The 12308-nt window shown below is 44.2% G+C and carries 11 protein-coding genes and 1 tRNA gene; 8 read left to right on the top strand and 4 right to left on the bottom strand.

What is annotated here, in order from left to right; translation table 11 throughout:
* The first annotated feature begins 28 nt into the window (after positions 1-28).
* Positions 29-2362 carry a single-stranded-DNA-specific exonuclease RecJ gene (gene recJ, locus ACYQ0Y_RS02320; RefSeq protein WP_459935455.1) on the top strand — a complete coding sequence of 778 codons (2334 nt, stop codon included), beginning with the start codon at positions 29-31 and terminating at the stop codon, positions 2360-2362.
* 13 nt (positions 2363-2375) lie between these two features.
* On the top strand, positions 2376-2894 hold the full coding sequence (locus tag ACYQ0Y_RS02315) for an adenine phosphoribosyltransferase (RefSeq protein ID WP_407882414.1): 519 nt from the start codon (positions 2376-2378) through the stop codon (positions 2892-2894).
* 272 nt (positions 2895-3166) lie between these two features.
* Here ACYQ0Y_RS02315 and ACYQ0Y_RS02310 read toward each other — a convergent pair.
* Positions 3167-3255 (bottom strand) — tRNA-Ser (locus ACYQ0Y_RS02310).
* Between the two features lie 125 nt (positions 3256-3380).
* Here ACYQ0Y_RS02310 and ACYQ0Y_RS02305 point away from each other — a divergent pair.
* Positions 3381-4547, top strand: a complete 1167-nt coding sequence (locus tag ACYQ0Y_RS02305) for a hydroxymethylglutaryl-CoA synthase (protein WP_407882413.1) — start codon at positions 3381-3383, stop codon at positions 4545-4547.
* A 105-nt stretch (positions 4548-4652) separates the two neighbouring features.
* Here ACYQ0Y_RS02305 and ACYQ0Y_RS02300 read toward each other — a convergent pair whose 3' ends face one another.
* Positions 4653-5306 carry a hypothetical protein gene (locus ACYQ0Y_RS02300; RefSeq protein WP_407882412.1) on the bottom strand — a complete coding sequence of 218 codons (654 nt, stop codon included), beginning with the start codon at positions 5304-5306 and terminating at the stop codon, positions 4653-4655.
* A 287-nt stretch (positions 5307-5593) separates the two neighbouring features.
* On the opposite strand from ACYQ0Y_RS02300, the gene ACYQ0Y_RS02295 reads away from it, so the two are divergent.
* The gene (locus tag ACYQ0Y_RS02295; RefSeq protein ID WP_407882411.1) at positions 5594-6034 is read left to right on the top strand and encodes a nucleoside 2-deoxyribosyltransferase; all 441 of its coding nucleotides are present in this window, start codon (positions 5594-5596) and stop codon (positions 6032-6034) included.
* Positions 6035-6122: 88 nt separating this feature from the next.
* Here ACYQ0Y_RS02295 and lexA read toward each other — a convergent pair whose 3' ends face one another.
* Positions 6123-6752, bottom strand: coding sequence for a transcriptional repressor LexA (gene lexA, locus ACYQ0Y_RS02290; protein ID WP_407882410.1), 630 nt, complete (start codon positions 6750-6752; stop codon positions 6123-6125).
* A gap of 249 nt (positions 6753-7001) precedes the next feature.
* Here lexA and ACYQ0Y_RS02285 point away from each other — a divergent pair, with 249 nt between their 5' ends.
* The 4 genes from ACYQ0Y_RS02285 to ACYQ0Y_RS02270 all read left to right on the top strand — a co-directional run bounded on the left by ACYQ0Y_RS02285 (position 7002) and on the right by ACYQ0Y_RS02270 (position 11503).
* Positions 7002-7241: a DUF896 domain-containing protein gene (locus ACYQ0Y_RS02285; RefSeq protein WP_407882409.1), complete on the top strand. Its 240-nt coding sequence runs from the start codon at positions 7002-7004 to the stop codon at positions 7239-7241.
* Positions 7242-7335: 94 nt separating this feature from the next.
* Positions 7336-7560: a YneF family protein gene (locus ACYQ0Y_RS02280; protein WP_407882408.1), complete on the top strand. Its 225-nt coding sequence runs from the start codon at positions 7336-7338 to the stop codon at positions 7558-7560.
* 368 nt (positions 7561-7928) lie between these two features.
* Positions 7929-9680 (top strand): ABC transporter ATP-binding protein, encoded by a 1752-nt coding sequence (locus ACYQ0Y_RS02275; protein WP_407882407.1) that lies wholly within the window; start codon positions 7929-7931, stop codon positions 9678-9680.
* Positions 9680-11503 carry an ABC transporter ATP-binding protein gene (locus ACYQ0Y_RS02270; protein WP_407882406.1) on the top strand — a complete coding sequence of 608 codons (1824 nt, stop codon included), beginning with the start codon at positions 9680-9682 and terminating at the stop codon, positions 11501-11503. The genes ACYQ0Y_RS02275 and ACYQ0Y_RS02270 overlap by 1 nt, the downstream gene beginning before the upstream one ends.
* Positions 11504-11588: 85 nt before the next feature.
* On the opposite strand, the gene ACYQ0Y_RS02265 is transcribed toward ACYQ0Y_RS02270, so the two are convergent.
* The gene (locus tag ACYQ0Y_RS02265) at positions 11589-12272 is read right to left on the bottom strand and encodes a lysophospholipid acyltransferase family protein (protein WP_407882405.1); all 684 of its coding nucleotides are present in this window, start codon (positions 12270-12272) and stop codon (positions 11589-11591) included.
* Positions 12273-12308: the final 36 nt, after the last annotated feature.

The raw sequence follows: 12308 nt of genomic DNA, 5'->3' as shown, positions 1-12308 counted from the left end.
GCGATTTTAGGCGAAGGGGACAATGATTTTGTTAGAAGCCAAGTTTAATTGGAAGAAAAGCACGCCTGCAGATGAAACTCAGGTGGCGGCGTTAGCCAAAGACGCAGAGATTACACCGTTTTTAGCACGCTTATTAATCAGTCGTCAACTAACCACCGTTGAACAGGCGCAGGCCTGGCTAACGCCAACGATTGAACAACTTCATGATCCTAATACGATGTTTGATATGGCTAAAGGTGTGGCCCGAATTCAAGCGGCAGTGGCCAATGGCGAACAAATTACTATCTACGGGGACTATGATGCCGATGGTTTAACGAGTACGGCTCTAATGTATGAAACACTGGCCCAATTAGGTGCTGAAGTAAATTACTACATTCCGAATCGCTTTACAGATGGCTATGGTCCAAATGTTGAGGCGTTTAATCGCCTTATTGACGCCGGTACTCAGTTATTTGTGACGGTTGATAATGGCGTCGCCGGTCATGCGGCAATTGATGCGGCAAAACAACGGCAAGTTGATGTGGTTGTCACGGATCATCACGAATTACCAGCCCAGTTACCGGATGCCTTTGCGATTATTCATCCTCGCCACCCTCAAGGACACTATCCATTTGGAGGGCTGTCTGGTGTTGGCGTGGCCTTTAAAGTTGCACAAAGTTTGTTAGAAGCTTCAGCAGATGAGTTAAGCGACGCATTGGATTTAGTCGCCATTGGTGAAATCGCTGATTTAGTGCCCTTAACTGATGAGAATCATGCACTAGTAAAATTTGGACTGCAAGTCATCAGTCAAACGCAACGCCCCGGGTTAATTGCCTTAATGAAAGCGGCTGGGATTGACGCAACTACAATCAATGAAGAACACGTTGGTTTTGGGATTGCACCTCGCTTGAATGCCGTAGGACGTTTAGGGGACGCAAATCCGGCGGTTGAACTGTTAACGACTTTAGATGAAGATCGAGCCAATGAGTTAGCGAAACAAGTTAATCAACAAAATGAGGTGCGTCAAGAGTTGGTTAAAACAATTAGCACAGATGCGCTTACGCAAGCTGAGGCGCCTGAAAATCAGTCACAACCGGTCCTAGTTATTCATGGTCAAGGATGGCATGAAGGGGTTTTGGGGATCGTTGCTAGTAAAGTCGTCGAGGCAACGCATAAACCGACATTGGTGTTAAGTGACAATCCGGATCAAGGCACACTGAAAGGTTCCGGGCGCAGTATTAAGGGCTTTGATCTGTTTGCCGCTTTAAATCCGATTCGTGACCATTTAGTGGCTTTTGGTGGACATGCAATGGCTTGTGGCCTAACCGTGGCACAGACGCAGTTGAATTTACTGACGCAGACATTGATCGACGCCGGGAAAAGCCAAGCCATCGATGTCGACCAAAGGGCAACTTTGTCAGTAACAGCGACACTTGCGGCCAATGAAATAACTGAATCAGCCTATCAGGAAGTTCAACAATTGGGACCATTTGGTATGGACAATCCCCAGCCAATTTTTGAGATTCGGCCGAGCCGTGTTGATAATATCAAAACGATGGGATCCGCAAAGAATCATTTAAAATTCATGTTAGTCGACGATCAGCAAACGTCGGTGCCAGCCATTGCTTTTGGTTTTGGGGATGCGATAGTGCAGGTTGCGGCTAACCCGGAGGATATTTCCGTTATTGGTACGCTTTCTGCTAATAGTTGGCAAGGGCGGACAACCTATCAATTGATGGTGAAAGACATTCAGGTGGAAGGGGTCGCCATTGTATTGACCCGAACTAACAATCTGACGAAGCCTTTGTTTGCCCGACCGGCGACTTATTTATTCTTCCAAGGTAAACTGGCTGATCAGTTACAGCCTTATTTGTCCGAAGGTGCCAAGGTAATTCGAGTTGGCGTGGATGAGTTACCGGCGATCATTAAAGATTTGGTCATTGTAGATTGCCCACCAGCGTTAACGGATCTTCAACAGGTTTTAGCTGCGACACAGGTAGCTGAGCTGACAACCTATTTCTATGAACGGGATTCAGCTTTTTTGAGTGGGATGCCAAGCCGGGCTGAATATGGCAAATTATTTAGCTTTGTCAAAACACATCAAAACGTTGATGTGGGGCACCAGATGGCAGTCCTCGCCGATTTTTTAAAGATTGATTTGAACAAGTTGATTTTCATGATTCAGCTGTTTTTTGAAGCTGGGTTTGTTAGAATAGAATCTGGTGTGATGAACGGCATCAGCGATCCAAAGCCTGCAAAATTATCAGAGATGGTAGCATATCATCAGCGGCTACAGCGGATTGATGCGGAAGAAAAATTGCTGTATTCAAAGGGCCCCCAACTAAAAGCTTGGTTGGTGGAAGCAATGAACCAGGCTGTTTAAAGGAGTGAAGAACGTGACCTTAGATTTAACCAAGTACATCGCGACAGTACCGGATTATCCAGAAAAGGGCATTATGTTTCGCGATATTTCACCGTTAATGGGGGATGGAGAAGCGTATCATCAAGCGACAGATACCATTGTTAGCTATGCTCGCGACAAGCAAGTAGACATGGTGGTTGGACCTGAATCGCGCGGCTTTATTGTCGGCTGTCCAGTGGCCTACGAATTAGGCATTGGGTTTGCGCCAGCTCGCAAAAAGGGCAAGCTACCCCGTAAGACAATTAAGGCTGATTATGCTTTAGAGTATGGAACAGCCTCACTCTACATGCACGATGACGCAATTCAACCCGGCCAAAGGGTACTAGTCACCGATGATATCTTAGCAACTGGTGGCACTATCGAAGCAACAATCAAGCTTGTCGAACAACTTGGTGGCGTGGTGGTTGGTTGTGCTTTCTTACTTCAATTAAAAGAATTGAATGGGTTAGCAAAGTTAAAGGATTACGATACGTTGGTTTTGATGGATTATTAGTTAAAAAAGCATTCACTGATTTAAAAAATCGGTGAATGCTTTTTTAACAGAACATATGAATTCGAATCGGTGAGAATAGCATTTTTTAATTTCCTAGTGATTTCAAAAATACACCAAGTGCTCAGCAAAAAAAATTAAGAAGAGCAGATCATTTATGTTTGGATATCTCAGCTTCAAAATCACTCAGCATCTAGTTACAAAAAAGCAAACAGATTCCTGACATCGAGGGAATCTGTTTGCTTTTCTGTAACCGTTTAACAACGGTCTAATTAAGGAGAGTACAGGAATTGAACCTGCGCGCCCGCTCAACACGGGTTCGACGGATTTCGAGTCCGTTGCATTACCACTCTGCCAACTCTCCAAAGCATGTCGCAAGTAATAGTATAACAATCACAGATTTGACTGTAAAGGCATCAGCGGTTAAAGTTAATGAACGGTTTGAAAATAAATTTACCAATCACTTCGAAAATAAATGAGGCAAGAATAATGAAAGTTGGTATCGATAAAATGGGGTTTTACACCCCACAATATTTTTTGGATATGACCGATCTGGCCAATGCTCGTGGCGATGATCCGGATAAGTATCATATCGGAATTGGACAATCACAAATGGCGGTCGTCCCGATTACCCAAGACGTGGTCACCATGGCAGCTAATGCAGCGGCTCAAATTCTGACCGATGAGGATCGTTCGACTATCGATTTGATCTTATTCGCAACTGAATCAGGAATTGATAACTCCAAAGCTGCTGCAATTTACCTACAGCATTTACTGGGGCTTACCGAACATACTCGGGCAATTGAGGTCAAAGAAGCCTGTTACTCGGCGACCGCCGCTTTACAGTTAGGCAAAGATTATCTACTTGTCCATCCCAAACGTCGCGTACTCGTCTTAGCAGCTGACATTGCGCGCTACGGCTTGAAGACTTCCGGTGAAATTACTCAGGGCGCCGGTGCTGTGGCAATGGTAATGAGCGAGAATCCGACAATTTTGGCGTTAAGCAATGAGAGCACATATTTAACCCGAGATGTGATGGACTTTTGGCGCCCTGTCTATGCCACGGAGGCCCGCGTGGATGGCCATTACTCCGCTAATATTTATATCGACTTCTTCCAAGATATTTGGCACCGATTCACGCAAACTTACCATCATCAATTGTCAGATTATCAGGCCCTGTTATTCCATTTGCCATTTTCAAAAATGGGGTTAAAAGCATTACGTACGGTTCTACCTGAAACCGACTCTGACAATGCTGAACAATTAACCAGTAATTTTGAACAAGCCCGAGTTTGGAATCGGCGAGTGGGTAATTTATACACAGGCTCACTTTACTTGAGTTTACTATCGCTCTTAGCAAATGGTGATCTAACTGGGGGCGCTTCACTGGGTTTATTCAGCTATGGCTCTGGCGCCGAAGGAGAATTTTTCACTGGGACATTGCAGCCCAATTATCGAACCGGCTTCAACCAAGTTGAAATTGAACAGTTGTTAGACATGCGGCACCAGGTAGATGTCCCAACCTATGAGCAAATGTTTTTGACGCAATTGCCGACGGATGGGTCAACCCAGTTGAATAATATCAGCGAGGATCCCAGTCGATTTGTATTGGCAGGGGTCAAAGAAGAACAGCGACAATATCGTGAACAAAACTAATCCTAAACACAATCTTGAATTCCGCGATTCAATGAAAAAATGAGCTAATTCCAGCTGTATAAGGAATTAGCTCATTTTTTAGGCTTAAGTTAAATCTAGCCATTTTTACTTTGTAAAATCTGTGACAGTCTGTCCATTTTTGGCACTGTAGAGAACTTTACCGTTTTGGTCCGGGCTAACCAAGGTGATTGTGTAATCAGCTTGCAGCGACTTGCTAACGTTGGCCGATGATTTTCTGAAATTCTCTGTTAGCGTTGGCCATTGGGCTTGTTCAGCTTGGCTTGGTGTTGCTTCCAACGCTTCTAATGCCTTAACCGTATCAGCATTAGTTGGCGTGATTGTATATGTTTTACTATCAGCCGCAAAAGTTACTTTCCCAAAATTGGCGAAAGCCGTTCCAAGTTGCTTGGTCATCTGCTGTTCAGCGTTAGAACGGGCAGCGCTTTTTTGTGACTCTGTTTCACCGTTAATTACAGTCCCAGTTGGATTAAACGTTGAGGCAGCCTTGGTTAATGAGGACTGTTGGGCTGCCTTCGTTTGCGAACTGGTTTTTTTCTGTGAAGCGGCAGCTTTTTTTGCTTGCTGTTGCGCTTCACGGTGCTGCGCTGGTAAATGAATCGCACCATACCCGGTAGCTAGAGCAAAAATAACCACTAAAAAAGTGGCAAACCGCCAAGTGTGATAACTCTGGACGGAATTGAGCAAATAAAAAATTGCCAAAATTAAGGCAATGCCACCGAAAACTGTTAAATAAATCATGCCAAATCCTCTTTCCGTAACTTTTGCTGAAATCATTTTAACATGTTCCTCCTTAAGTAAAAAGTGAACTTTTTACAAACAGGATTAGTGTGCCTGGTTAGGCAACCAGTTTATTGCATTTTAAAAGGAGCGGTTACTAACTATAATGTTCTTGAATTAGAACGATATTTGGTTTAATTAACACAAATTATTTTTAATTAGGTAAAAATAAAAAACGATAAAGTTTTAGTTTACGCTTATGTTCGTCTTTTGGTACAATGACTATACTAATTTTAGGAGGCAACACATTGAAATCAATTTATTTAGCGAGCCCATTTTTTGATGAAGAACAAATCGACCGGGTTAAGCGAGTTGAGCAAGCACTTGCTGATAATAAAACCGTTGGCGATGTTTTTAGTCCACGCTTATCACAATTTCCAGATTTAACATTTGGAAGTGAGGAGTGGCAAACAACGGCGTATCAGCATGATTTAAACCACCTCAATGCTGCAGATATGGTTGTCGCCGTTGCAGACTTTACCGATGATTCTGTCGACAGTGGGACCGCATTTGAAATTGGCTATGCGGTGGCCCAGGGGAAGCCAGTTGTGCTGCTACATGAAAAGTCAGGGCTTGTCAATTTAATGTTGATTCAAGGTGCAACAACTTATACAACGGATGCGATGGCCATTAAGACGCTAGATTTTAACGATTTACCGCACACGAGTTATACGGGTGATATTCAGTAAGCGAGCGGCGTTTTAAATGACAAGGAAACAAAAATCCTTCCATACGCGGAAGGATTTTTGTTTGGCTCAATTTTAGAAATAAGGCGAACTAATAGATTGCATCTCGGTATAGACCGACAACCTTGCCTAAGATCGTCACATTGTTTAAAATAATCGGCGCCATTTCATCATTTTCAGGTTGAAGCCGGTAATGGTCCGATTCCTTGAAGAAGCGTTTGCAAGTAGCTTCATTTTCGTCGGTCATGGCAATGACGATATCACCATTATCTGCATTTTGCTGGCGACGAACAATTACTCGATCGCCAGTTAAGATGCCCATGTTGATCATGCTATCCCCGCGGATTGTTAACATGAAAAGATCACCATCGTAGTCAGATAATTCTGGCGGGATCGGGAAGAAGTCAGTCGCTTCTTGAACCGCTAAAATTGGTTCACCAGCAGCGACAACACCAAGCAACGGAATTTCATTAGGCGTCGTTGAGACACCAAGTGCGATTAACCCATCATCGGTTAGTTCAATGGCTCTAGGTTTAGTGGGATCTTTGACGAGTAGCCCTTTTTTTTGTAAGCGATCGATATGACCGTGAACCGTTGAAGTTGAGGATAGGTCAACGGCCTCGCCAATCTCACGGACGGTCGGCGGATAGCCTTTCTCGCTGACCCGATCGTAGATGAAACGAAGGACCGCCATTTGTTTAGTTTCTGCATTCTTAGACATTTCTGATACCTCATTGGATTTTTTACGAACATTCAGTCCTAGCACGACGTTGCTGATTAAACCCAAGGTGGGTAGGAAGTTTGATCCCCTCAACACTTGCTGATACATCAAATTTAGCACATGAAAAACGTTGGGTCAAACAAATGTTCGGTCGGCAGCGAATCTTTTGGGAATTGTAGAAACCAAGCGTATAATGTATTTTAAAAGTTGAAGGTGGATGTTCCGATCCACTCGTAAAGGAGACCATCAATGGATGCAGAAAAACTGCGAGCACGAATTAACGAACTAGCCCACAAAGAGAAAAGTGAAGGACTGTCTGACGCTGAAAAAACCGAACAAAAGAAATTACGTCAAGAATTTCTTGCCAACTTTAGAAAAGCGTTTAAGTCACAAGTCGAAATGTTACAGGTGTTTGACGATGAAGGCAATGAAGTGACCCCTGAAAAAGTTAAAAAGGTTCAACGAGATAAAGGACTCCGTGATGATTAATTTAAGATCTTTTTATAGGTAAAGGGTTTTCAAGCGGTCCTTACTTGTGTAATATAGTTTGATGTAAATCATTATTGTAAAGGGGGGTATCTTGATGTCAACAGGGTTATGGATTTTGATCGTGATTATTGCCGCGATCGCCGGTGTAATTGGCGGCTTTTTCTTTGCACGCCGTTATATGCAAAACTACCTGAAGAACAATCCTCCGATTACTGAAGACATGTTGCGCAGTATGATGCTACAAATGGGGCAGAAGCCTTCTGAAAAGAAGCTGAAGCAGATGCTAGCAACGATGCAGGCACAGTCACGTAAGAGTTAATGTTATTGTAATTGATTAAACGGGCGGATTAATTTCTGTCCGTTTTTTTGTCTAGTTACACAAGCCTGTTGTCTGCGCCTAGCCCAGTCTTACCAGTTGGCCCAGATCGCCAACAGTTAAGTCTCAGCTAGTGCTCGACACCACCCAGCTTGTTTCACCTTGAGGCCTTTGTCTAGTTACACAAGCCTGTTGTCTGTGCCTAGCCCAGACTTACCAGTTGGCCCAGATCGCCAACAGTTAAGTCTCAGCTAGTGCTCGACACCACCCGGCTTGTTTCACCTTGAGGTCTTTGTCTAGTTACACAAGCCTGTTGTCTGAGCCTAGCCCAGAATGATTTCACCCTGGTCGTTAAGAAAGTAGGGATCACTTTGTCAATTTTTAGGAAATTAGCTTGGTATTTTAAGCAGGAACGGCGCCTTTATTTTTGGGGTGTGTTTGGTCTGTTGATGACGGCCGTTTTAGGAATTATTCCGCCACGAATTATCGGGAATTTAGTTGATTTAATGAATCGGAAACACTTGAGCGGCGGCCGTCTTACCCGTGATCTTCTCTTAATGACAGTTATTGCCATAGCATCATATGCCGCGAGATATTTGTGGCGGATATCGATTTGGGGTGGCGCAGCAAAGCTGGAAAAAACCTTGCGGGAACGGTTATACGCTCATTTCATGGTTATGGATACTGCCTTTTATCAGCGTTACCGAACCGGCGATCTAATGGCGCATGCAACTAACGATTTGTCCGCAATTCAGCGGGTTGCTGGAGGTGGCATTTTACAATTTGCTGATTCAATCATTACCGGCGGCACGACCCTGATTGCCATGATGGCGCTTGTTAACTGGCGTTTGACCATCATCGCGGTTCTCCCACTGCCACTAATTGCTTTGGTCGCTCGTTATCTGGGAACAAAGATTCATCTAGCTTTTGGTGAATCACAGGCGGCTTTCTCGAATTTGAACAATAAAGCGCAGGAAAGTATTGAAGGCATTAAAGTTATCAAGACGCTTGGACAAGAACGTGAAGATGAAGTTGACTTTGAACAACAAGTCACTAAGACGATTGCCATTAACCGGCGAACTAATTGGTTAGATGCGTTATTTGACCCGCTAATTACGGTGATTATTGGGCTGTCGTACGTCGCAACGATTATTCTTGGGGGACGCTATGTCACGACACAAGTGATCACAGTGGGACAACTAGTGACCTTTATTGCTTATGTGGGAATGTTGGTCTGGCCAATGTTTGCGATTGGACAATTATTCAATACGATGGAGCGGGGGAATGCCTCCTATGATCGGGTTAATTTCCTACTACATGAACGTTCAGAAATCATCGAGAACACTAACGGCGTTTCACAGCCAGCCCATGGCGATTTAAATGTGCAGATTAATGCATTTAGCTATCCCAATGATGAAGCTTTGCGCCTTCAAAATATTGATTTTCAACTATCGGCTGGGCACACTTTGGGAATCGTTGGTCGAGTGGGCGCTGGGAAAACGTCCATATTGAAGCTTCTCTTGCGTCAATTTGATCATTACGATGGTCAAATTGACTTTGGCGGGCATGATATTCGTGATTATACATTGGACGCATACATTCATGCTTTAGGTTATGTACCGCAAGATAATTTTCTGTTTTCCACATCGATTCGGGAAAATATTGCATTTGCCAATCCGGATATTGGTGACGACGAAGTCAGAGCGGCGGCGTACACAGCGGCGTTTGACGAAGATGTTATTGGTATGCCTGACGGGTATCAAACACAGGTCGGCGAAGAAGGGGTGTCATTATCTGGTGGGCAAAAACAACGGCTAGCCATTGCGCGGGCATTGGTTATTAACCCGGAGTTGCTAATTTTAGATGACGCGTTGTCAGCTGTGGATGCCAAAACAGAGGCGCAAATCTTAATGCGTCTAGGCGAGAAACGGGCTGATAAAACGACAATCATCGCCGCACACCGCTTGAGTTCGGTAATTAATGCGGACGAAATTATCGTTCTCGATGACGGAAAAATCATTGAGCGCGGGAATCACAACACCCTAATGGCGGCTAACGGCTGGTATAAGCGAATGTATGATCAACAACAACTGGCCGATTCAATTGGAGGAGGTAACGATTAATGGCTCAAAATCATCAGTCTGCTTGGTCCAAAAGCATGTCTTTGAAAGAGCAGCGCATTGTTATCAAGCGTTTATTACCGTATGCGGCTCCCTATAAATGGGATTTTATCTGGGCCATCATTTTTGCCTTTGCGGTTAGTTTGATTAACATTCTTTTGCCGAAGTTAATGCAGACCTACATGAACCAATACTTACGGGTTAATAATGCAGCATTACGTGTCGTCTTATTTTTTGCCGGTTTTTATTTTTTGGGTACGTTGATTAAAGCGATTTTTCAATTTGGCCAAGAGTTTTTATATGCAATGGGTGGGGAACGCATGTTAGAAAATGTGCGAGTTCAGCTCTTTCGCAAGTTACATCGATTAGGCATGCGCTATTTTGATCAAGTACCAGCTGGATCAATCTTATCGCGACTGACAAATGATACGATGTCTTTCCAAACGTTTTGGGCGCTATTTGCAGCTGCAATTGTGGCTTTATTTTCTGTCGTGACGTCTTTTTATGCGATGTATACCACTAATGCGCGCATTGCCTTGGTCGTGTTGGCATTCTTACCGTTCCTCGGTTTAGTGATTTGGTATTATCAGCATTTCAGCAGCCGGGTCTATCGAAGTATGAGAGAGCGTTTGAGTGAATTGAATGCTAAATTGGCTGAATCGATTACGGGGATTAGCGTGATTCAAGAGTTTCGCCAGGAGCGCCGCATGAACGCTGAATTTGATCAAACAAATGATGCTTACTTTGCGACTCGCCAAGCGATGATTAGCACTAATTCTCTCTTGCTGGGGCCAATTATTGACCTCTTGTTCGCTTTGGGCGAAGTTGCGGTATTGTGGATGTTTGGCATTAACGCACTCCATCATTTTGTTTTGGCGGGGACAATTTACGCGTTTATCCAATATCTCAATAATTTTTATAACCCAATGGCGAATATGATGGATTCGTTATCTGATTTTCAAGATGGCGTGGTGGCCGGATCGCGGGTGTTGAAAATTATGGATGACCAAACATATGCGCCCACTCAACGTCCCGTCGCAGGCGCGCATGTTACACGTGGCAAGATCGAATTTCGTCACGTTAATTTTAGTTATGATGGCGAACATGATGTCTTACATGACGTTTCGTTTACTGTGGAGCCAGGGCAAACATTAGCCCTAGTGGGTCACACTGGTTCGGGAAAATCATCGACCATTAATGTCTTAATGCGATTTTACGAATACGATTCAGGCGAAGTCTTGGTTGATGATCGCGATATTCGTGAGTATGATTTAGCTGAATTGCGGCAACAATTTGGGTTGGTTTTGCAGGATCCATTCATGTTTTATGGCGATATTGCTTCAAATATTCGCATGTTCGATGATTCAATTAGTGACGAGCAAGTTGAAGCGGCCGCCCGATTTGTCTCAGCCGACGAGTTTATCAATCAGCTCCCGGGAAAGTATCACGCGCGAGTGATCGAGCGCGGAAAGAGTTATTCCGGGGGGCAACGGCAATTGATTTCATTTGCAAGAACGGTTGCTCATGATCCCAAGATTTTAATTCTGGACGAAGCGACCGCCGATATTGATACGGAGACGGAAGCCTTAATTCAGGACGGCTTAGCTAAGCTACGGACCGGACGGACGACGATCGCAATTGCCCATCGACTGTCGACTATTCGTGATGCTGATCAAATTTTAGTGTTGGATCATGGACGAATTGTTGAACATGGAAACCATGAAACTTTGTTAGCCCAACGCGGTCGTTACTATGATATGTATCGCTTGCAAACTACAGTAGATGGTGATGATCGCGCAGCATTATTACATGAATCACAAGATTAGCGCTCTGATACACTAAGCTAAGTCACAAATAAGCCGCCCTTTCTTGTCAGGACGGCTTGTTTGTGGTTTAAAGGAACTAATTAATTTAGTGGTGCTTGGTCTCCGCTTTTGTTTCTGCGGCAATTTTAGCCTGGTAGGCAGCTTGTTCTTTTTGATTTGGATCAACATAGTGGAAATGTGGATCGATTTCCTGATCTAATGCGTCGAACGCTGCTTGGAGTTTGGCATCGACTTGTTGTTGGCCCGCTTCATCAAGTTTGAACTTACGATCGATCATGATTGGATCGCCAAAGCTAACGGTGGTGGTCCGACGAGAAAATAAGGCGCGAAATGTTAATGGGCCTTGATAGACCGTGGGAATTAAGGGTACCCCCGCTAATTTGGCAATGACGATGGCGCCGCCTTTCATCTCGCTGGAGTGGCGGGTCCCAGAAGGAAAGATAATTGTGGATAGTTCGCCAGCTTTCAATAATTTTACCGGTGTTTTAATTGCCGAAGGCCCCGGATTGTCCCGGTCGACTGGATAGGCATTGGCATGAACTAAAATGAAACGAATGATTGGATTCTTAAAGAGTTCTTTTTTGGCCATAAAGGAAAATTTGCGTGGGGCGGCACCCACCGCGTAGTAAATTGGATCAAACCAAGTCCGATGGGGGCCAACCAGAATATAGGTGCCCTTTGGTAGGCGATCTTTATGCAAATAATGTGGTCGACCATTGATGAGCCAGAGAATGAGTCGGACAATGGCTCGCATGAATGAGTAAAACACAAGCATTCCTCCATTAATATAAGTCAACTGATTGAA

The sequence above is a fragment of the Furfurilactobacillus curtus genome (assembly GCF_054657915.1).
Note: the sequence above shows the minus strand (reverse complement) of the source record. Positions and strands in the feature narration are given on the sequence as shown.

Coding starts and splice junctions, on each gene's coding strand:
- ACYQ0Y_RS02270 (WP_407882406.1), top strand. CDS start 9,680: ATGGCTCAAAATCATCAGTCTGCTTGGTCCAAAAGCATGTCTTTGAAA.
- ACYQ0Y_RS02300 (WP_407882412.1), bottom strand. CDS start 5,306: ATGATTTATTTAACAGTTTTCGGTGGCATTGCCTTAATTTTGGCAATT.
- lexA (WP_407882410.1), bottom strand. CDS start 6,752: ATGTCTAAGAATGCAGAAACTAAACAAATGGCGGTCCTTCGTTTCATC.
- ACYQ0Y_RS02305 (WP_407882413.1), top strand. CDS start 3,381: ATGAAAGTTGGTATCGATAAAATGGGGTTTTACACCCCACAATATTTT.
- ACYQ0Y_RS02285 (WP_407882409.1), top strand. CDS start 7,002: ATGGATGCAGAAAAACTGCGAGCACGAATTAACGAACTAGCCCACAAA.
- ACYQ0Y_RS02280 (WP_407882408.1), top strand. CDS start 7,336: ATGTCAACAGGGTTATGGATTTTGATCGTGATTATTGCCGCGATCGCC.